We start from the raw sequence: 20821 nt of genomic DNA, 5'->3' as shown, positions 1-20821 counted from the left end.
CAACTACTCATTAAACGTAGACGTACTTTCCGACTATGTACATAGCATTAATCAACTCGTGCGACTGATGGATCCAAAACCAGCTGCCGGCAAAACCTGTCAAAACGAAGGGCGCAAAGGGCTGTTTTGTTGACGCTTGCCCTGCCCGCTCAACGCGATTTGAGCTAAGCCATTGATGCATAAGTGTCCAGGCCACCATTACGATGCCAGCGCCGATCAACGCCCCCAACAGGTACTCGATATTGGAGGCCAGCCCCAAGGCGGCTAGCAACTTCACATCCCCCGCGCCAAAGCGGCCCAACGCGTAGCCGGGCAGGGTCAGCACCAGCGCCAAAGCCAAGGCCAGGCCACCCTCGCTGCGGGGCGCACCCAGCCAGGTCGAGCCCGCCCATAGCAGGTAAATCAGCGCCAACAGCCCGACGCCCAGGGTCAGCGTATTGGCAATTTGGCGCTGGCGAATATCCTGCACAGCACATACGCCCAACCACAGCACAATCACTAGCGTCTGGATCACGTAAAAAACATCCCTTTTGGCTGAATGATTCTATGCTGATATCAAGTACTCGACTCAGGGTAGACGCAGTCATGAAATCGAGCCTCCCGAGAAAGCAAAAAGGCGCTGCGGCGATCGAGTTTGCCTTGGTCTTCGTGATTTTCTTTGCAGTGTTCTACGGCATGCTCAGCTACAGCTTGCCGCTGCTGTTGATGCAGTCATTTCACCAAGCGGCAGCCGAAGGGGTACGCCGCAGTGTGTCCCTGGACCCCAGCACCGCAGGCTATTCGGCCCTGGTGGTGCAACGCGCCAAGGATGCCGCCCAGGCCCAATTGAACTGGATCCCCGGCTCATTGAAATTCTTGCCCGGCTATATCACCGCCACCTACACCAATAATTTGCTGACAGTGAAGATCACCTACCCCTCGGCCAATATCAAAGCGGTCTTGCCGGCCCTGGTATTGCCCGGGGTGGGCACCGTACCCAACCTGCCCACCAACCTCACTGCTACCTCGAGCCTTCAGTTTTGACGACGGGGGATAAATTGTTCGCACGCCTGCGCGGGCGCACCAGCGCCCTGGCCTTGGACGCGCCAGCAGCACCCGCGTCGGGCCTGCAAGTGCAACTGGACAACCTGGGTGGGGTGCTGAACATCTCGGGCACCTTGAAGCCTTTACTTGCCCAGCATCTTGCCAACGCGCCCAACCCCCCCTTGCAGACCTTGCTGTGTGCCGACAGCGCGCGGAGTGTCGAGGGCACGCCGCAGGAGTGGCAACGACACGGCCTGGACCTCGACTTCCAGGGCGCTGCTGGCCAGGTCCTGCATACCCGCGGCTGGATCGAGCCGGAGGGCGACGGCTGGGCCCTGCACCTGCTGGACATCACTGACCTGCTGGCCGACCGAGTACGGGTGCAGCAACGCGAACAGAACCACCAACTCGCCGCCCTGATGAGCGAACAGCTGCGCGTGTGCAGCCCCAACCGCCTGCCCGAGGTGTTCAGCGAACACCTGCGCAGCGTGGCCCAGCGTTGGCGCATCCCCTGCGTCGCCATGGCACTGCTCGACGAAGATGATCAAGGCTGGCGCATCTACAGTCACTACGCCGCTCACGACGCCCCGGCCTTGTGGCAGACCGGGCAACACCTGGGCACCAGCCTGGACAGCATCAACGGCAACACACCACTTAGCCTGGACATTGCCCAGGGGCGCAGCGACAACCCGCGCCTGCACAGTGTATTTGGCAATGCCGACGGCTTCCTGGTGCCGTACCGCGACAGCCATGGCGCCGCCGCGTGGCTGCTGTGTGGCTTCTATAACGGCCAGGCACACCACACCGGCGAGCGTGACTGGCTGAACCTGTGCGCAGCACTCGCCGCGCCGCTGCTGGGCCGTCTGCGCGAACAGCGTCACCACCAGCAACTGGAACGGGTAGAAGCCCTGCAAGGCCTGCTCGGCACTGGCTGGTGGGAACTGTTGCCCGCTACCCAGGAAATCCAACTGGCGCCACAATTGCTGCGCAACCTGAGCCTGGACGACGGCCCCACCCGCCAACCCCTCGGTACCTGGCTCGAGCTCATCCACCCCGCCGACCGTCAGGCCCTCGACAGCCGCCTGCAAGACCTGCAAGCCCTGGGCAAGCCACTGCTGACCAACGTGCGCCTGCAACGCACCGAGTCCGAGCAGTCGCCCCTGTGGTACCGCATACAAGGCCAAGTGCTGGGAGCCGGCAATGAACGGCGCTGGGTCGGCTTCATGCTCGACATCAGCGACATTCAGAACCAGCAACTGCAAGCTGCCGCCGCCCATGCGCGCCTGGACAACCTGATCGCCAGCTCACCGGCCGTCATCTATGTGCAGCGCTACGTCAACGGCGCGCTGCACCCAGCGTTTTTCAGCGCCAGCCTGTTGCCGCTGCTGGGCTGGACCTTGGCCGATTGCAACCACGACACCCTGGCGGCGCTGATCCACCCCGACGACCGAGAACGCTACTTCGAACGCACCCGCCAACTGCTGCGCGAAGGCAACGTGCGCAGCCGCTACCGCCTGCGCGACAAGCAAGGCAACTACCACTGGCTGCTCGACGAAGCCAAGCTTTTGCGCGACGACCTCGGCTTGCCGGTGGAAGCCGTGGGCCTTTGGCTGGACGTCACCGAGGCGACCCTGGCCGCCGAGCAGGTGCGCCAAAGTGAAGAGCGCTACCGCATCCTGGTGGAAGACTCGCCAGCGATGATCTGTCGCTACCGTCCCGACCTGATCCTCACCTTCGGCAACACGCCGCTGGCCAATTACCTGGAATCCCGGCCCGACCAATTGCCAGGCATCGACTTGGGCCAGTGGCTGTCGGATGAACAGCGCGCCGCCTTTATGCAACGCATTCAGCAACTGACCCCGGAATTCCCGGTGAGCACCGCGGAAATCAGCCTGCAACTGCCGGGGCGCGAACATGCCTGGTGGGTGTGGTCGGACCGTGGCGTCTTCGATGAACAAGGCGCTCTGATCGAAGTGCAGGCCGTGGGCCGCGACAACACCGAAGTACGCCGCTCCCAGCAGCAACTGACCCAAAGCGCGAAAATGGCCACCCTCGGCGAAATGGCCACCGGCCTGGCCCATGAGATCAACCAGCCGCTGAACGTGATGCACATGGCCATCACCAATGTGCTCAAGCGCCTGGGCAATGGCGATGTGCAAATCGACTACCTCACGGAAAAACTGCAGCGTATCGACGCCCAGGTGCAACGCGCGGCACGGGTGGTCGACCATATGCGCGTGTTCGGCCGCCGCTCGGAAATCGAGCAGCAACCGTTCGACCCCGCGCAGGCGCTGGAGGGCACCCTGTCCCTGCTCAGCGAAGGCCTGCGTGGCAAAGGTGTAGAGGTGCGCATCAGCCCTGCGGACTTCTCGGTGCAGGTCAAAGGCTATGTCGACCAGCTGGAACAGGTGCTGATCAACCTGATGGTCAATGCCCGCGACGCATTACTCAGCCGGCGAGAAAAAGACCCCGCCCTGCGCCCCTGGATTGCCCTGCACAGCGAGCACGACAGCCGCCATGTGCGTATCTGGGTCGAAGACAACGCCGGCGGGATCGACCCGCGCCTGTTGGAGCGGATTTTCGAACCGTTCTTTACCACCAAGCCGATAGGCGTCGGCACCGGATTGGGGCTCTCGGTGAGCTATGGGATTGTGGAAAACATGGGTGGGCGCCTGAGCGTCACCAACGGCGAGGCCGGCGCGAAATTCTGCGTCGAGTTACCCATCGCGCAAAACTCAATCAGCTAACCACGATGCGAAGCGAGCCGCTCTTGCTCTTGCTCTTGCTCTGCTTTTGATCTTAGGCGCCCCGTCAAACCACGCTGGCCGGAATTCGACAGGGATTTGGGGGGTAAACCGGCAGGGATGCCGGTTTAGCCGCCCCGCGCCATGGATGGCGCGTGGCGGCGGCCCCCCAAATCACTGGCGGATTGCGGGCACACCGAGCCTAGGCGAGGTGCCGAGTGGTGGGGCAAGAGCCTTTTGCTTACTTTTGGGCTCTTTTCAAAAGTGAGCCGCTGTAAAAGCGGAACCCTAAGTGGCCGTTACCGCAGGAATGGATATGTACACGTTCCAACTGTGTTGACTGCCAGGCCGCCTTCGCGAGCAAGCCCGCTCCCACAGTTGGATCGCGGGGGGTCAGGTAGATAGGCGTCGGCTGGCAGGCCGCCATCGCAGGCACGCCAGCTCCCACATTTGGAACTCGGGGAGTCAGCTAAATCACCAGATAAGCCCGGCCCATATGGCAAGAGAGATTGGCACCGACTTCGGCATTGCCCAGGTTGATGCCCAAGGCGCTGAGCAAGGTGTTGACGACAGGGTCGAGAATCGGTGACAGCACATTCTGGATCAGCCCCACCACCGCCGTGGTAATGGTCGCCAACAGCCCGGCAACCCCAGCCAACGCGCCACTGGAGACACTGCCGCTGGGCGGTGCGTAAGTCACCTGCAAGCCATTAAGGGTCGCCGCCAGGCTGCCGACGATATTGGCGGTGCCCGGCGCGAACTTGTAGGTGGGCGGCGCATTCATCTCGGCCACCGGGGCAAACACCATCGTGCTGGTTTGCGCAGCAATGGTGGAGTTGGCTTTCAACAGCAAACCACCCCCCACATTGGGTGTACGGTTGGGGCTGCACAGCAGCGTCAGGACCACACAGTAGCGCTCGCCAAAATCAATCAACCTCACAGGCTGTACATTGACTGCTGCGGAGGAAGAAAAAGCCGCCACCGGATCCACTGTACCGACCGCCAGGGTCGCCAGGGACGTAGTGGTTTTCACCGTCAAGGATTTGGAGGCCGGCGAGTCGCAATTGAAATCCGTGACATGGGTTTGCGCACTGCCGGCTTCGATGTAAATGGCCAGCGATGTGGTGACATCGACGTCAGCCACATTGCAGGCCACCAGGCACAACACACCGCCAACCACCGCCGGCAGGTTGAGGTTCAACAAGCCCTTGACCACCTGGGACACCGGCGTGCCCAGGCCCGTCAATATGGACGCCACGCCAGAGACCGCCTTGATGATCGGCGCCTGCACGGTCACCAACGTGCGCACTTGCGCGGTGCGTACAAAAATCTGATCGGTCGGCGGGGTATTTTGCAAGCCCTTCTTGGCCAACACAGGATTGCCAATCGCTGAAAGCTGCGGCGGTTCGATGACCTTGGTCTGGATCGACACATTGCCCACCAGCGGAATCGCGACCTGCGCCGCCGCACTCACCGCATTCTTGCTGCTGGACAACTGCGCCACCGCTTCCAACAGTTGAAACAATTGCACGTTGCTATTCAGCGCCGCCGTCGGCGTGCCGGTGGCGATGTCAATCAGGTCACCCACGGTCAACAGCTTGCTGTTGGGCGCAATGGCTTGAATCGAAACCACGTCATTGACGACCGCTGTGACTGCCGCACCGTTTTTCTGCAAAACCTTCACAGCAGCGTCGATCAGTTGAGTAGCCGAGACTGCGGTACTGAGCAAGGCATCGTAGTCACCGGCCTTCACGTTCAGGTTAATCGCCAGTTGGTCCAAATAACTGAGCAGGTTGACGTTGGTCTGCAGCAAGCCGTTCCAACCCGCCGCCGTGAGCGAAAGGTTGCCGCCGAGCAGGTTGCCGATGACCAGGTTGAGCAGTGGGGATTTGCCTGAGTCGACGCTGGCCAGGCTGCTGCGGATCGACAGCTGCGCCACGGGCGGCGGTGTCGCTGCGACGGCGGTGGCGCTCAAGTTGATTTGCGGGGTAATCGGCGCACCACTGAACAGGTTCCACAGCCCATTGGCAACGCTGGTCATCACAGTGCGGGAAGCCACCACGCGGATAGCGTCGCTCTTGGTGGCATCAGCGGTAAACACACGGGTGTTCAGAGCATTGGTCGCCAGGGTGCCGCATGTCACCGCCAGGGTGCTGCCATTACCGACCACAAAACCGTTGCGCGCCGCATTTTGCGTGGCATAGGCGTTTGCGGTGGTGTTGGTACCGCATTGGCCACCGAGACTGGCTGCCTCCAACGCCGAGGTATCGGCGACGGATTGCAGCTTGCGCTTTTCCAAATACAAGCGCCCGCTGTCGACCGCCAGCAACGTAAACACCAAGGCCAAGGCCAAAGTGCCTGCCGCCATCAAGCCAATTGCACCACGCTGTCTGGAGCCGAATCGGGGAGACATCGAAGCACTCCTGCGCTAACTCTCCGTTGCACTGGAGTGTAGACAAGGCTTCGGCAGGTTGCTGGCAACTCGCCACATTGGCGACTGGCGGAGATGCCCTGATACGCCCTGATACTGTAGGAGCGAGCTTGCTCGCGAAAAACCTACAGACGCCGCGTTGATTCAGGAAGTACGCGTTATCGTTGACGTTTTTCGCGAGCAAGCTCGCTCCTACAGTGAGCGATCAGCGCGGCGGGTAGTTGGAAAGGATCTTGGTCACGGTGCTGCGGATGGCTTTGTTGCGTTCCTCGGGGTTCGGCGTGCTGGCCATCATCTGTTCGTCGCTGCCGCGCCACACCAGCTTGCCGTCCTTGCCGTCGAGCAGGTCGATCTGGATGGTCGCCACTTTGTAGGTAATGTTGCGCGTTTCGTTGTACATCGGCGCGCCCCAGTAACCATTCCACGGGCCGCCCCAGGCACCGCCATAGTTGGTGGTGACTTGCTGCTGGCGGTCTTCGACGATCAGGTAGGCCTGTACATTCAGGTCAGCCTTGGTGCCCGCCGCCGCAGGACGCAAACCGCGCTGATCCAGCTGTTCGCCCACGGCCTGGCGGATGCGTTGCTCGGTGAGGTCGCTCTTGATCCTCGGGTCATCGGGACGGTACTGCAACGCTGGGTCTTTCCAGGCCCAATTACGGTAGGCGCCGAAGTCTCGGCTGGCGTCGAAATCGTGGTTGACCTGGTTGCTCTGGCAACCGCCCAGCAACATGACAACAGCAAGCGCAGCGATGCGACGAAGCATGGTGTTCTCCAAAAACAACGTGGGCATGTAATGAGAATAGCTGCTAACTGGGCGGATAGGCAGCCATTGCCTTCTGCATCGCCTTGCGCAAGCTATCGGCGCGTTCGCTCAGGCTGCCCTGGCTGGTGGTTTCGGCACTGGTGCTCCACACCGGCTGGCGGGTGCGCGCATCGAACAGGCTGATACGCGCCACGGCCACTGTCACTTCATAGGTGCGCACCACGGGCACGCTGTTGTACATGCCGTAACCGTTGCCATAGCGGTTATAGCCGCCGTAGCCGTAGCCGTAACCATAATCGTCCTGGACCTGGCGCAGGCGTTTTTCCAGGCGTACATCGGCGCTCACAAGCAGGTCGGGCGCACGCTTGTCATGCAAGGGGCGCAAGCCGCGCTGATCGAGGGCGCCGCTGACCGCCTCGGCAATCTGCGCCGAATCGGCCCAGGCCGTGCCCGCCGGCAACTGACCGTTGAGCCAACCCCAGCTGCGGTAGGCACCATAGTCGCGCACCGGCGCGGGGTAGGCGCTGGCATCAAAGGTAGTGGCCGCCTGGGCGGGCGCCGGCGGCATCGGTGCCGAACTGGCCACGTAAGGATTGGGGCTCGAGCAGGCCCCAAGGCCTAGAGACAACAGGATTAAACCGAGACGACGCATGTCGACCTCCCACGCTGGGCCGCTTAAACCGGGCGGCAGATCCAGTGCAAATATCGCCCAAGCCCGGCAAAGCTTGGGTGACGACGGTGAGCGAGCTCCATCTCCAACAAGTCCTGCAGGTTGGCGCGAGCCTGGAATTCCACCGGCATATAGTCGTGGAACACCCGCACGCCACTTTGGCTTTCGACCTGCCACAGCCCTTCGAGTTGCGCCGCCAACTCCCGTGGGTCCAGGGGTTGTTGCGGCGTCAGGCTCTGCTTTTCGCCGGCCATGTCGTTCTTGCGCATTTTGCGGAAGTGGCCTTTGAGCAGATTGCGGTAGATCAACGCATCACGGTTGTAGAACGCCAGGGACAACCAGCCACCCGGCAGCGTCAGTTGGTGCAGTACCGGCAGGATAGCGTGGGGCTCGGCCAACCACTCCAGCACGGCATGACACAGCACCAGATCGTAAGGCTCGGTGAGTTGGCCGAGCAAGTCCTGCCACGGTGCATGAATAAAGGTCGCGCTTTGGCCCGCGTCGGCGAAGCGCTGGCGCGCACCTTCAAGCATCGGCGCAGCGGGTTCGGCCAAGGTTACCTCGTGGCCCTGCTCGGCCAGCCACAGCGACATGTGCCCCAGGCCTGCGCCGATATCCAATACGCGCAACGGCCGCTGCGGCAAGGCTTGCACCAGGTCGGCCTGGAGCACCGCCAGGCGAATCGCGCCCTTGGCACCGCCGTAGATTTTTTCGGCAAAGCGCGTGGCCAACTGGTCGAAATGACGATCACTCATGGGCAAACCGCCGTTCGCTATCGGCCAGTTTGGCGCGCACCACTTCGTTCATATCCAGCCCCAGCTCACTGCACAGCAACAGCAGGTACAGGACAATATCGCCGACCTCCTGGCCCGCATGGGCGAGTTTATCGGCGGGCAGTTGGCGGGATTGGTCTTCGGTGAGCCATTGGAAGATTTCCACCAGCTCGGCCATTTCCACGCTGGCAGCCATGGCCAGGTTTTTCGGGCTGTGGAACTGCTTCCAGTCGTTGGTATCGCGGATGCGGTGCAGGCGTTCGGTGAGGTGTTCGAGGTTCATGCGGGGGCTCCTGAATGGGTATAGCTTACCCCATGACGGGACGCGGAGCGTCCCAGGCGGCGTTCCCACGCAGAGCGTGGGAACGATCAGCGATCAGTCGACAACGCTGAACTCGAGCCTGGCGGTTTGACCGGCTTCATCCAATACGCTGAGCTGATAGCGGCCCAGCCGTTCAAAACTGGCATTGATGCTGTCCTGATTGGCGCTGTCACCCAACGGCGCCCCATTGAGGAACCACCAACGCCGGCCACTGCCGCCCAGGGCGGAGATGTTCAGGCGCAAGGCTTGTTGACTGGCAGCGGGCAGGCGCAGTTGGTCGCCTTCGCGTACGCCCACGATGGACAACGGCGATGAAGCGGCCAGCGCCGGCGGAGGGCAATCCGGGTCAGGCGCAGGAATGCGCGCTTCCCGGCGTTCAATCCTTGGCAACCAGGGCTCCAGCGGCGCCGGCCACAGCGCAATGTTTTTGGGGGTTGCGCCAGGGCAATGGGCATCGACCCTCAAGCCCTTGGGGTTAACCCAGATGCTTTCCATCAAGCCCACGCTCAAGGGTTGATCCAATGCCTGCAAGGTCGGCGGCGTGGTGTTGTCCAGGGTCCAGGCAAAACGCTGGCGGCGGCAATTGGGGTCGCTGCGGCTCATGGGCTGGCCCAACGGCCAACAGATCGCTGCCACGCCGATATTGGCAGGCACCGATTTGACTGGCGCACTGATGCCGCGCTGGCTGTCGCGGTTGGTCAGCACGTCATGCACCTGCAACATCAATGGTGCTGCCGACGCCAGGCCGAACTGCCCCGGTACCGGCGTGCCATCGGGCCGGCCGATCCATACGCCAATCAGGTAACGCGGGCCCACGCCAATCGCCCAGGCATCGCGAAAGCCATAACTGGTGCCGGTTTTCCACGCCAGCACCGGCCGTTGGACCAGCTCGGCACGCGGGTCACGGTCGGGCCGCGCCTGGCCGCTGAGGATGCGTCGCACAATCCATGCGGCGCCGGGCGACAGCAACGGCCGCTCCCTGAGCGTATCGTCCGGCTGCAACCGCAGGCTGGCGCTCTTGCCATCGCGGGCCAGGGCGCTGTAACCACTCACCAGATCTTCCAGACGACTGCCCGCACCGCCGAGGATCAGCGCCAGGTTCGGCTCGGCCAATGCCGGCAACGCCAACGGCATGCCACCGATGCGCATCTGTGCGGCAAAGCGCTTGGGCCCGTAGGCTTCCAGCAGTTGCACCGCAGGCAGGTTCAACGAACTGGACAACGCGGTGCTCGCCGGCACCGCGCCAGTAAAACCCATGGAAAAGTTGCCTGGACGGTAATCGCCATAGCGCCGAGGCACGTCCTGCAACAGCGATTCGGAGTGAATCAGGCCGTCATCCAACGCCATCCCGTAGAGAAAAGGCTTCAAGGTGGAACCGGGCGAACGCAGCGCGCTGATCATATCCACATGGCCAAAGCGCTTGGTGTCATTGATATCCACCGACCCCAGGTAGGCGCGCACCGCCATGCTTTCTTCTTCCACCACCAGGATGGCCGCGGAGGTGTGCTCCGGCAGGCGTGCGCGCCAGCCCAACAGCAGGTCTTCGAGACGGCGTTGCAAGGTGGCATCCAGCGTGGTGCGAATCAGTGGCGGGCTGTCGGGGCGATTCAGGCGACGTGCGAGCAAGGGCGCCAGGCTCGGCTCCAGGCGCGGGGCGAGCAGCAGCGGTTCTTCCAGGGCTTCGTCGACCGCCGATTGCGGCCATACCTGAAACTCGGCCAGGCGGCGCAGCACTTTGTCCCGGGCCTGCTGGGCGCGCTGCGGATGACGGTCCGGGCGCAAACGGCTCGGCGCCTGGGGCAATACCGCGAGCAACGCGGCTTCGGCGTGAGTCAATTGTGATGGCGACTTGCCCAGGTACGCCCAACTCGCTGCCGCCACGCCCTGCAGCGTACCGCCGAAGGGCGCGCGATTCAGGTACAGGTTGAGGATTTCGTCCTTGGACAGGTGCCACTCCAACTGCGCGGTACGCCACAGCTGGCGTAACTTGCCGTGCAGGGTGCGTGAGTGTGGGTCGAGCAGGCGCGCAACCTGCATCGACAAGGTGCTGCCGCCGGACACCACTCGCGCGCCGCTCAGGTTTTGCCAGGTCGCACGCACCAGCGCCAACGGGTTTACGCCGGGGTGTTGGTAGAACCAACGGTCTTCATAGGTGAGCAGCGCGTCGAGATAATACGGCGACACTTCGCGGGTCTGTACCGGGTAGCGCCATACGCCATTGGCATCGGCAAATCGCCACAGCGGCGTGCCATCTTCGGCCAGCACCACCCGCGCCAGGTCGTCCTGGGGCAGGGGCAAGGGCCAGATGCGATCGGCGCCCCACAGCAGCGCTATTACTAACGCCACACAACCCAAAGCCCAGCGCAATAACTGTGGGAGCGGACTTGCTCGCGAAAGCGGTGGGTCAGTTGGCAGAGATGTCACAGGCACGCCGCCTTCGCGAGCAAGCCAGCTCCCACATTGGGCCGCGTACATCTGCAGGTGATTAAACTAAAACTCAAACGGGCAAACCTCTATGCTTGCAGGGAACTCGCCTGCGTTATCGACAACCAAAGGCACAGTTACGCCCACCTTCTCATCAGGACACGCACATGCAGGTAGAAAGTTTTTTCGAATGGTTGGGCCAGGCGCTCGGTTCCGTCATCCGTTTTATCGTCGACGGGCTCAGCGGTTTGTTCGGGGCCTTGACCCACGCCGGCGGCAACTTTATCGACGGCCTGTCACGCACCTTGGGCATGGACACCTCGATCATCAGCATCATCACTCTGATCGTCGGGTTGCTCTTCCTGTACTCGGCGGTACGCGCCTTTATGCGGGCCTCGATTATCGTGGGAATCATCTGGCTGATGCTGGGGCTTTGGCTACTCAGTTGGGTCGTGCACTGACGGTGCAACCACTCGATTCCCCCTGTAGGAGCGAGCTTGCTCGCGAAAAACTCAAAGGCGCCGCGTTGATTCAGGAAACACGCGTTCTCGTTGACGTTTTTCGCGAGCAAGCTCGCTCCTACAGTGTCTTTCAGCGGCCCTTGATCACCATATCCACTGGCGTCTCGCCCACCGCCTGCCAGTTCGGCCGATACATCGACTCCACTTGCGGCGGCGGCACGCGGTAGGTTCCCGGTGTCACCGCACGCGCCAGGTACAACAAGTGCGTGGTGCCATAGCCATCCAGATTCATCGCCGCCACATAGCGGTCGTCCCGGAACTCCTGATGCTTGAGCGATGCGTTCTGCATCGACTCGCGCCACTCCTTCACCTGGCTGCTGGCGTTCTCCAGGCTCGCTGCGCTTTGTGCCAGGTTCTGGTTTTCCAGTTCCAGGCCGGCGGGCAGCAAGTCCACCACCAAGGCATCCGGCACGCGTTGCTTGGCACTGACGGCCAGGTGCACCAGCACCAGGTCGCCGCTGTTGAGGCTGCGCAAATTCAACGGCTGGCCATTCATGCCCAGGTATTCGCGGCGAATACTCAGGTTCTCGCCACCCGGGGCAGGCGGCACTTGTGGGTAACCCGAGATTGTCAGTTGCTGGTAGACCGGCACACCGCTTTGATTGGTCAGGCTCAAATTGCCGGAAAGCAGCTTGCCTTCCAGGTTGAGCGTCGACTGTTGGTTGTTCAGCTCATGCTCCCCGTCGCTGCCATCCAACAGCACCTTCCACGCCGATTCGGGCTGCGCGAAACCCAGCCGCCCGGCCAGGAACAACGAGTTGCGCTCCTGGGTCGACAGATAGGGGCTGGCCGCCAACTGGTCCGACAAGGTAAACAGGCGCTCTTCACGCTTGCCCTTGGCCAAGTCGTTCTCCTCCAGCAACGCCAGAATCATCGCCTGATCGCGCAACGGGCTGCCGTAGTCGGCCAGCCACTCCTTGGCACTGCGCTGCGCCGCCAAACCGGCGAGCAAGGCTTGATCGGCACGCGGCTGGTCGCCCATTTTCTGCAGGGCGATGGCCAACTGCACCAACGGCAAGCCGGAGCGTGCGTCGCTGCGCCGTTCGAACAGACTGCGCAACGCACCCAACGGCGCCTGCTGACTGCGCGCCAACACCATACCGGCGTAGGCCTGTACGGCGAAACGCGTGTGCTCGGCGTTGTCGCTGTAATCCACCTCGATCAGGTTACGTTCCTGCACATACCGCAGCAGGCGCTCGTTGGCCTTCTTCAAGGCTTCAGGCGGTACTGCAAAACCCTGGTCGCGGGCGCGCAGCAGGAAGTCGGTGACATACGCAGTCAGCCAATATTCTTCCTCGCCATCAGCACCCCACAAACCGAAGCTGCCGTTGTAGCGCTGCATGCCCAGCAGGCGCTCGATGCCCAACTCGATCTTGCGCTTGCGCTCGGCATCCGGCTCGCCCTTGATGCTCAGGCGCTTGAGCAGCGCGTCGTCGGCGTACAGCGACGGGTACAAGCCACTGGCGGTTTGTTCCAGGCAGCCATAGGGGTACGCCTTGAGCGCACTGATCTGTGCGCCCAGGTTCAACGGCGGCCGGCTCGACAGGCTCAACAGCGCCTCACGCCCCGAGGCATCGAACTGATCCAGCGCACCCGCCGGCAAGCTCCACGGCTGATCCTTGATCACGGCGCGGTAATGCTTGAGCAAGGCCGGGTACGCCGGGCGTACGCCCAGGGTCCACTCACGGCTGAACGGCGGCAGGTTTTCCCCCGGCAGGTCCAGGCCATTGACCGTAACCTTGACCCTGCCCTGACCGAAACCGCCCCAGGCTTTTACCGGAATGCGCAGGGTGGTGCGCTGGCCTTGCTTGAGTTCAACCGATTGCGTGTCGCTGTTGACCAGTTCCAACGGCCCTTGCGTCGTTAATTGCACATCGAGTTTCTGCGCCTTGCCCGACAGGTTTGAGAGGTCCAGGGCCAGGGTGGTCTGGTCGCCCCCGGCCAGGAAGCGCGGCGCCGACAACTCGGCAATCAGCGGGGCGGCGATCACCGTCTTGCCTTCGGCCATGCCGTAGCGATCATCGCTCCAGGCTTGGGCCATCAGGCGCAGTTCGCCGTTGAAGTCGGGGATATTGACGCTGACTTCGCCCTCGCCTTTGTCGTTCAGCGTCACCGGGGCGCTTTGCAGGGCGACGATGGTTACGCTGGTGTCCGGGCGTTTGCCGCCTTTGGCCAACGCCGCGTCGCCACCAAATGCCAGGCTGGCCAGGCGCCCTTGGCCGGCTTCAATCAACTGGCCGTAGATGTCGAATTGGTCGACGCCATAGGCTTTGCGGCCAAACAGGCTGGCGTACGGATCGGGCGTTGGAAATTCGGTGATATTGAGGATGCCCACGTCCACTGCCGCAAGCAGTACGTGCACCTTTTGAGGCACACTGCCATCGGCGTTTTTGGCGGCGATCTTTACCGTCAGCGGTTGTTTGGGGCGCATTTTTTCAGGTGCAGTGAGGGTCAGGCCGAGTTTGCGCTGGGTGCGATCCAGCGGCAGGTGCAGCAAGCCCACGGCGCGTTTAGGCGTGATATTGGCTTTGCGCTCGCCGGGACGAATCACCAGGGCGCTCACATACAGATCGTGGCTCGACCATTTAGGGTCGAGCTTCACCGCAAAGCTTTTGCCTTCGGCCGGCACGTCGATTTCCTGCCACCATAGCGGGCCTTCGGCAGACTCCACCAACAGGTAGCCTTTACCGGCAGCCGGTGGCGTGACGGTGACGTTGGCGGTGTCGCCATCGCCATAGGCGGGTTTGTCCAACGCCAGCTTGACCTGGTCGGGGCGCACGGCGCCGCCTTCGGTGTTGTCCTGGGCCTGGTAGCCGGCCCAGAAACGCAGGCTGCTGACCAACCCGGTGTGCGGGTCTTCAACCTCCACACGGTAAGGGCCCCACTCCACCTGGAAGCTGACCTTGGCGGTGTCACCCGCCTTGATGTTCAGGCTCTGCTCATCGAGGTTGAGGAATTTCTCGTTGAAGTGGTAGCTCCAGCCGTCATTCTCCGAGTAGTTCCAGTAGTAGTCGCGGCGCTCACGCACCAGGCGCACCTTGAGGTCTTGCGCGGCCAGTTTCTGACCGTCCTGGTTGGCCACCAGCACTTCGAATTCCACCGGGCCATCGCCGTTGGTTTCCTTGCCGTCAAACAGGCCACGCAGGCCCGGCAATTGCTCGGCCGGCCAGATCGGCTGCACCAGGCGCCGGGTGATCGGCCGACCGCCGGACTCCTGCAGGCTGGCTTGCACAATCAGTTGCAACGGCGACTTGGCCTCGGCCCACTTGCTTTCCAGGGTCAGCGCTTGCTCGCCATTGGCGTCGAGTACGCTTTCGTCCAGTTCGAAATCCTGGCTCAGCTCTTCTTCAGTGACGGAACCGAACTGGTAGCCCGGCAGGGATTTGACCGCCTCGCGCAGTGGCCGCACGTACACCTGGCCACTGACGCGGTTACCGGAGGCGGGCGCGCCGTAGAGGTAACGACCGTTGACCTGGATGACCGGGTTATCCGCCGGGCTCAACGCCGTGTCACTGCCCTTGAGTTCCAGCGCCAGGCGTTCGGGCAGGAAGTCTTCGACGAGAAATTCATAGAGTTGCGGCTTGCCGTCACCGAGGTCGAACACCAACTGCCAGCGCCCGGTCGGCGCCTCGCCAGCCAGCTGCAACGGGTATTGATACAGGCCCGACGCGTCGGCCTCCCACACGAACTTGCGACTCACCTGTTCATCCGGGCGCCGCACTTCGACGCTCACCGGCTGAGGCTTCACCGCCTTGCCATCCTTGTCACGCAACAGCGCGTTGAGCAGCACGGTTTCGCCGGGGCGATACAAATCACGCGGGCCGAACACAAAGAACTGCAACGGGTGGGACGGTTGCCCGCCGATATCGAACTCCGCCAAATCCAGCGCGGCGCTGTCCAGGCGCAGCAGGCTGGTTTGCTCGCCCTGCTTGGCCAGTAACACCTGGGCTTTTTTCGGCAGCGGCAACTCGGCGTGGCCACCGTCTTCGGTCTTGCCCTGGCCGAGCACGCGGCCTTCGGCATCGAGGATTTCCAGTTCGACGCCGTTGAGTGCCTTGCCGCCTTCCAGGGCCTGGGTAAACACATCCAGGCGATTGGCGTAGCGGTGCACCGACAGGCCGATATCACTCAAGGTGAACAGGGTGGCCGGTTGCGAATAGTTGTAGGTGCCCGAAGCGCGCATCACCGCGAGGTACACGCCCGGCTGCTGCAACTGCTTGAGGCCGGCAATCGGTAGCAACAGGGTTTCGCGGGTATTGCGCGCCGGGTTCAGGTCGAAACGCCCGCCGTACACCAGTTCGGCCATTGGCAGCAGTTCACGGGACTCATAGCTTTGCAGGCTGGTATTACGCCCCCACTGCGCCAGGAACGACGGCAGGGATTCGGGTTTGATCCGAAAGAATTCCACGTCGATCTTGTCGACATTCAACGCGATCACCGGCAGGCCCTCGGCCAGGCGCGTCGGCAACAGGGTGCCACGGCTGGCGAAGCCGACGGTGGCTTGCAGGTCGCGGGTTTCCAGGCGGGCGCTATATTCGGCGGCGAGGGTGTTGCCGTTGACCGCCTTCACCCCTGCGTCCACGGTCAGCACCAGTTTGCGCTGCGGTTCAAGGTGGCGCAGGCGCAATTCCATCAGGTTATCGGACAGTTCCCAGGCGCCATCGACCTTGCCGGACTTGCTGTCTACCAGGTGCAGCTTGTCGGCGAATTTCTGATCGGGGTCCAGCGGAATGGAAAAACTCACCGACAGCGTGCTGGCCCCATCCAACTGCACCTCGGACACATCCACCACGCTCAGCTCACGCCCGGCATAGCGTTGCTTCAACGCTGCCACGTCCACCGCCGCTTTCACCGGCTTCGGCGCTGCCGCCACGGTGGGCGCAGGCGGTGCAGCGGGTTTATCGGAAGAATCGCAAGCGCTCAGCAGGGCCAGCGCGCAGGCCAGGAACAGTCCTTTGTTAAGCATGGGGCACTCATAGTCAGAGGGAACCGAGGGGTGAACTATATATCAGCGCCGACCAAGCTGCTGCGGCGCCGGTCACATTGACCGAAGGAGGGGCGGTTGGTTCTAGGTGGGCATGAAGCCAAGCCAAATCCCACAGCCACTGGAGATCAAACGGTGGGAGCTGGCTTGCCTGCGATAGCGGTCTTTCAGCCGATATCTTCACTGGCTGACCCACTGCTATCGCAGGCAAGCCAGCTCCCACATTGGTTCTGCTGTGTGGCGGGTTGACGGTTACAATGCCGCTCTACCAAGGAGCCTTCATGACCGCCCTGCTGACCGACTGGCGCCACCGCCCTACCCATCGCCGCGTCTGGGCCCTGGCCGCGCCGATGATCCTGTCGAATATCTCGGTGCCCTTGGTGGCTCTGGTGGACAGCATGGTCATCGGTCACCTGCCCCACGCCCACCAACTGGGTGCCGTGGCTGTCGGCGCCAGCCTGTATACCTTCCTCGCCTGGGCCATGGGTTTCCTGCGCATGGGCTCCACCGGGTTCGCCGCCCAGGCCGCCGGGCGTAACGATGGTGCAGCGTTGCGGCAAATCCTGTTGCAAGGCTTGCTGTTGGCGCTGGGGCTGGCGATGCTGCTGGGTACCGTGGGCATTCCCCTGAGCCATCTGGCCCTGGAATGGATGCAGCCCTCGCCCGAACTGAACCAACTGACCCGCGAGTTTTTCCACACCCGCCTGTTCGGCCTGCCCGCCGCCCTCGCCAGTTATGCACTGGTCGGCTGGTTCCTCGGCACCCAGAATGCACGAGCGCCATTGGCGATTTTGCTGACCACCAACCTGGTCAACATCGCGCTTAACCTATGGTTCGTCCTCGGGCTGGACTGGGGCGTGGTCGGCTCCGCCCGAGCCTCGGTGATCGCAGAGTGGACCGGCGCCCTGCTCGGCCTGGCGCTTACGCAAAAAGCCCTGCGCGCCTATCCTGGGCATATCGCTTGGGCCGCCTTGAAATTGTGGCAAAGCTGGCGCCCGTTGCTGGCGGTCAACCGCGACATTTTTATCCGCAGCCTGGCGTTGCAGTCGGTGTTTTTCATGATCACGGTGCAAGGCGCAAGGCTGGGAGATGCCACAGTTGCAGCCAATGCCTTGCTGCTCAATGGGCTGTTACTGACGGCACATGCCCTGGATGGCCTGGCTCACGCGGTCGAGGCTCTGTGCGGCCACGCCATCGGCGCACGTGACCGGCAAGCGTTACGGCAGTCATTGGTGGTTGCCTGTGGTTGGTCGCTGATCGCCAGCGTGGGTTTCGCCCTGCTGTTCACCTTCGGCGGCCATCTGTTCATCGCCATGCAAACCGATATCCCCAGCGTGCGCGAAACCGCCGATATCTACCTGCCCTACCTCGCGGTATTGCCGTTGATTGCGGTGTGGAGTTATTTGCTCGATGGGCTGTTTATCGGTGCAACGCGGGCGCGGGAAATGCGCGATGGGATGTTGCTGACGGTGATGCTGGTACTGCCGATTGCCTGGGCCTTGCAGGGCTTGGGCAACCACGGACTGTGGATAACTTTTTTGCTATTCATGGCGGTACGCAGCTTGATCCTGGGGGCGATTGCCTGGTGGCTGAGCACGCAGAATCGCTGGCTGAGCGATACCCGCTGACACGAGCCCCTACCTGTTACTTCTGACAGGTTACAAGCCGATTTTTCAAGCGTTGAATAGCGGTGGGCAACCTCCCCTGCTTACGCCAAGGAAAATCGCTATGAATATCAAACGACAAACAGGCATCGTCACCCTTTGGGTAATCGCCACGCTGACTACCGCAGGCTGCACGGCGCCATCGAACTCAACAGCGCAGCCGGCCGGGACACTGCGGGTGGAGAACCAAATGGCCGGTGAGTACACACTCGTGGTGATACATGGGACTGAACAGCACAGAATCACCAAAGGCGAATCAAAGGACCTGACAATCGATGGAAAAGAGGTGCTCCTGTCGCGCCTCAACAGTCAGGGCACAATAACGCAGATAGCCCTCAACGTTCACTCAGAGAGCAAATGCCCAGTGACGCAATGCTTGCTCGTAAGGTGACTTGATCAACGTCGTGCCAATGCGGCCGGCCTCACAGGAACTAAACGAACACTCGCTCAGTTCCGGTGAGGCCGCACGACTCAAGAAGACAAGTAAGAAGAACGAGTCAACCCAAGACGCAACGCATCCAGGAACTGGGTACGCTCGGACGCCGAGATCTTCGCGCTCGCGCACTTGTCGCGGTAGTGCGTCATCAACTCTTCCGGCGACAAGTGCACATAGCGCAGCATGTCTTCGATGGTGTCGTGAGTCTCGATCCCGGCGCTGTACACCGAACCGTCTTCACGCTGGTAGATGTTCACCGAGTCGGTGTCACCGAACAGGTTGTGCATGTCGCCCAGGATTTCCTGATAGGCGCCGACCAGGAAGATACCCAGCAGGTAGTCCTCGCCTTCGTTCAAGCCGTGAACCGGCAGGCTGGTTTCGATGCTCTGCTCGTCGACGTATTGCTTGATCTTGCCGTCGGAGTCGCAGGTCAGGTCTTGCAGCACGGCGCGGCGCAGCGGCTCTTCGTCGAGGCGGTGCAGCGGCAGGATCGGCAAGACCTGGCCGATGGCCCACGTATCCGGCAAGCTCTGGAATACCGAGAAGTTGCAGATGTATTTGTCGGCCAGCTTGTCGTTGAGTTCGTCCAACACCTGGCGGTGCGAGCGCTGGCGGGCTTTCAACGAGTTGTGCAGGCGACGGCACACCGCGAAGTAGCACTGTTCGGCCAGGGCTTTTTCGGCCAGGGTCAGCTTGCCGTCGGCGTACTGGGTGGCCACGTCGCTCATGTAGTGGGTGGCGCGCCAGTAGGTTTCGGTGACCATCTCGATGTCGGTCGGGCCCAGCAGGTCCACCAGCCATTGCACGGTTTCCGGCAGGCTTTCCTTGTTTTCGATGGTCGGGATTTCGTCGTTGTGCTTCTCGACGTCCGTCACCTGCACCACCAGCATGGCGTGGTGAGCGGTCAGGGAGCGGCCGCTTTCGGAAAAGATGTTCGGGTGCGGCAGGCTCTGCGCGTCGCAGAATTCCTTGAGCATGCCCACTACCACGCCGGCGTAGTCGTCCATGTCGTAGTTGATCGAACTGGCGTTGCGCGAGTGCGTGCCGTCGTAGTCCACGCCCAGGCCACCGCCGACGTCGATGTGGTCCACCGGCAGGCCGAGGTTGCGCAGTTCGCCGTAGTAACGAATGGCTTCCTTGAACCCGTGCTGGTAGTCGGCCAGGTTGGCAATCTGCGAGCCCATATGGAAGTGCAGCAGGCGGATGCCCTGGTCCAGGCCGGCTGCGCGGAAGCGCTCGACCACTGACAGCAACTGGGCTGCCGACAGACCGAATTTGGATTTCTCGCCACCGGTGTCCGCCCACTTGCTCGATGCCAGGGACGACAGGCGCACACGCAGGCCCACCTGCGGCTTGACCTTGAGGCTCGCTGCCTCTTCGATCACCAGCCCCACCTCGGACTCTTTCTCGATCACGATGAACACGTTGTGGCCGAGCTTCTGGCCCATCAGCGCCAGGCGGATGAACTCACGGTCTTTGTAACCGTTGCAGACGATGGTGCCGCCCTTCGGCGCCAGGGCCAGCACGGCCAGCAGCTCAGGCTTGGAGCCGGCTTCCAGGCCGATGGAAACGTTCTGGGTGGCAATGATGTTCTCGATCACCGCTTCCTGCTGGTTCACCTTGATCGGGTACAGCGCGGTGTACTTGCTCTGGTATTCCAGGCGCTCGATGTTGGCATCGAAGGCACCGGTCAATTGGCGCACGCGGTCTTGCAGGATATCGGGGAAGCGCACCAGCAGCGGCAACGACAGGCCGCTTTTGCGCAACTCATCGACTTGCTCGTACAGATCGACGGGCGTGCTGTTCGGGCCGTTCGGACGGACTTCTACGCGACCGGCTTCATTGATCGCGAAATACCCGGCCCCCCAATGGCGAATCCCGTAAACACTGCGGCTGTCCGCAACTGTCCATTGGCTGCCATCGTCTTTGCGTGTGCGTCGTACGGACATCGAAGTCCCCTATAAATGAAGGCGAAGGCGCCACCTCTCGCGGAGGCTGGCGCAGTCTAAAGAATGAAAATGACGATTTGCCTGCAAGGGAAGTAGACCCCACTGGCAGGACAGAGT

General features: G+C 62.1%; 14 protein-coding genes. 5 read left to right on the top strand and 9 right to left on the bottom strand.

Annotated elements, in window-relative coordinates:
- Positions 1–10: 10 nt before the first annotated feature.
- Entirely contained in the window at positions 11–514 is a 504-nt protein-coding gene (locus BT204_RS05945) for a prepilin peptidase (RefSeq protein WP_072445959.1), read from the bottom strand.
- Positions 515–585: 71 nt separating this feature from the next.
- Between BT204_RS05945 and BT204_RS05940 the strand changes: the two genes are divergently transcribed.
- Positions 586–1023 (top strand): TadE/TadG family type IV pilus assembly protein, encoded by a 438-nt coding sequence (locus BT204_RS05940; RefSeq protein WP_003188217.1) that lies wholly within the window; start codon positions 586–588, stop codon positions 1021–1023.
- Positions 1020–3770 carry a PAS domain-containing sensor histidine kinase gene (locus BT204_RS05935; RefSeq protein ID WP_072445957.1) on the top strand — a complete coding sequence of 917 codons (2751 nt, stop codon included), beginning with the start codon at positions 1020–1022 and terminating at the stop codon, positions 3768–3770. The genes BT204_RS05940 and BT204_RS05935 overlap by 4 nt, the downstream gene beginning before the upstream one ends.
- Positions 3771–4236: 466 nt before the next feature.
- Here BT204_RS05935 and BT204_RS05925 read toward each other — a convergent pair whose 3' ends face one another.
- From BT204_RS05925 to pbpC, 6 genes are all read right to left on the bottom strand, one after another.
- Entirely contained in the window at positions 4237–6180 is a 1944-nt protein-coding gene (locus BT204_RS05925; RefSeq protein WP_072445953.1) for a pilus assembly protein TadG-related protein, read from the bottom strand.
- Between the two features lie 223 nt (positions 6181–6403).
- The gene (locus BT204_RS05920; protein ID WP_034126431.1) at positions 6404–6961 is read right to left on the bottom strand and encodes a DUF4136 domain-containing protein; all 558 of its coding nucleotides are present in this window, start codon (positions 6959–6961) and stop codon (positions 6404–6406) included.
- A gap of 43 nt (positions 6962–7004) precedes the next feature.
- Complete coding sequence (locus BT204_RS05915) at positions 7005–7613, bottom strand: DUF4136 domain-containing protein (RefSeq protein WP_060764612.1); 609 nt, start codon at positions 7611–7613, stop codon at positions 7005–7007.
- Between the two features lie 23 nt (positions 7614–7636).
- Positions 7637–8386, bottom strand: coding sequence for a methyltransferase (locus BT204_RS05910; protein ID WP_047712475.1), 750 nt, complete (start codon positions 8384–8386; stop codon positions 7637–7639).
- Complete coding sequence (locus BT204_RS05905; RefSeq protein WP_003188211.1) at positions 8379–8687, bottom strand: MazG-like family protein; 309 nt, start codon at positions 8685–8687, stop codon at positions 8379–8381. The genes BT204_RS05910 and BT204_RS05905 overlap by 8 nt, the downstream gene beginning before the upstream one ends.
- A gap of 93 nt (positions 8688–8780) precedes the next feature.
- Positions 8781–11093, bottom strand: coding sequence for a peptidoglycan glycosyltransferase PbpC (gene pbpC, locus BT204_RS05900; RefSeq protein WP_072445951.1), 2313 nt, complete (start codon positions 11091–11093; stop codon positions 8781–8783).
- Positions 11094–11317: 224 nt separating this feature from the next.
- Here pbpC and BT204_RS05895 point away from each other — a divergent pair, with 224 nt between their 5' ends.
- Entirely contained in the window at positions 11318–11611 is a 294-nt protein-coding gene (locus BT204_RS05895; protein ID WP_003188208.1) for a hypothetical protein, read from the top strand.
- 130 nt (positions 11612–11741) lie between these two features.
- On the opposite strand, the gene BT204_RS05890 is transcribed toward BT204_RS05895, so the two are convergent.
- Positions 11742–16637: an alpha-2-macroglobulin family protein gene (locus BT204_RS05890; RefSeq protein ID WP_072445949.1), complete on the bottom strand. Its 4896-nt coding sequence runs from the start codon at positions 16635–16637 to the stop codon at positions 11742–11744.
- A 299-nt stretch (positions 16638–16936) separates the two neighbouring features.
- On the opposite strand from BT204_RS05890, the gene BT204_RS05885 reads away from it, so the two are divergent.
- On the top strand, positions 16937–18283 hold the full coding sequence (locus tag BT204_RS05885) for an MATE family efflux transporter (RefSeq protein WP_072445947.1): 1347 nt from the start codon (positions 16937–16939) through the stop codon (positions 18281–18283).
- Positions 18284–18383: 100 nt separating this feature from the next.
- A complete protein-coding gene (locus BT204_RS05880; protein ID WP_054896399.1) occupies positions 18384–18710 on the top strand; it encodes a hypothetical protein in 327 nt (108 codons plus the stop codon).
- Between the two features lie 80 nt (positions 18711–18790).
- Here the strand turns inward: BT204_RS05880 and speA are convergent, their stop codons facing one another.
- Complete coding sequence (gene speA / locus BT204_RS05875; protein WP_034126423.1) at positions 18791–20704, bottom strand: arginine decarboxylase; 1914 nt, start codon at positions 20702–20704, stop codon at positions 18791–18793.
- Positions 20705–20821: the final 117 nt, after the last annotated feature.

It is taken from the genome of Pseudomonas sp. NFPP02, assembly GCF_900119355.1.
Lineage (GTDB): Bacteria > Pseudomonadota > Gammaproteobacteria > Pseudomonadales > Pseudomonadaceae > Aquipseudomonas > Aquipseudomonas paracarnis.
Note: the sequence above shows the minus strand (reverse complement) of the source record. Positions and strands in the feature narration are given on the sequence as shown.

Excerpts from the sequence above, each read along its gene's own strand:
- BT204_RS05940 (WP_003188217.1), top strand. The coding sequence starts at position 586 with ATGAAATCGAGCCTCCCGAGAAAGCAAAAAGGCGCTGCGGCGATCGAG.
- BT204_RS05925 (WP_072445953.1), bottom strand. The coding sequence starts at position 6,180 with ATGTCTCCCCGATTCGGCTCCAGACAGCGTGGTGCAATTGGCTTGATG.
- BT204_RS05920 (WP_034126431.1), bottom strand. The coding sequence starts at position 6,961 with ATGCTTCGTCGCATCGCTGCGCTTGCTGTTGTCATGTTGCTGGGCGGT.
- BT204_RS05915 (WP_060764612.1), bottom strand. The coding sequence starts at position 7,613 with ATGCGTCGTCTCGGTTTAATCCTGTTGTCTCTAGGCCTTGGGGCCTGC.
- BT204_RS05910 (WP_047712475.1), bottom strand. The coding sequence starts at position 8,386 with ATGAGTGATCGTCATTTCGACCAGTTGGCCACGCGCTTTGCCGAAAAA.
- BT204_RS05905 (WP_003188211.1), bottom strand. The coding sequence starts at position 8,687 with ATGAACCTCGAACACCTCACCGAACGCCTGCACCGCATCCGCGATACC.
- BT204_RS05895 (WP_003188208.1), top strand. The coding sequence starts at position 11,318 with ATGCAGGTAGAAAGTTTTTTCGAATGGTTGGGCCAGGCGCTCGGTTCC.
- BT204_RS05890 (WP_072445949.1), bottom strand. The coding sequence starts at position 16,637 with ATGCTTAACAAAGGACTGTTCCTGGCCTGCGCGCTGGCCCTGCTGAGC.
- BT204_RS05885 (WP_072445947.1), top strand. The coding sequence starts at position 16,937 with ATGACCGCCCTGCTGACCGACTGGCGCCACCGCCCTACCCATCGCCGC.
- BT204_RS05880 (WP_054896399.1), top strand. The coding sequence starts at position 18,384 with ATGAATATCAAACGACAAACAGGCATCGTCACCCTTTGGGTAATCGCC.
- speA (WP_034126423.1), bottom strand. The coding sequence starts at position 20,704 with ATGTCCGTACGACGCACACGCAAAGACGATGGCAGCCAATGGACAGTT.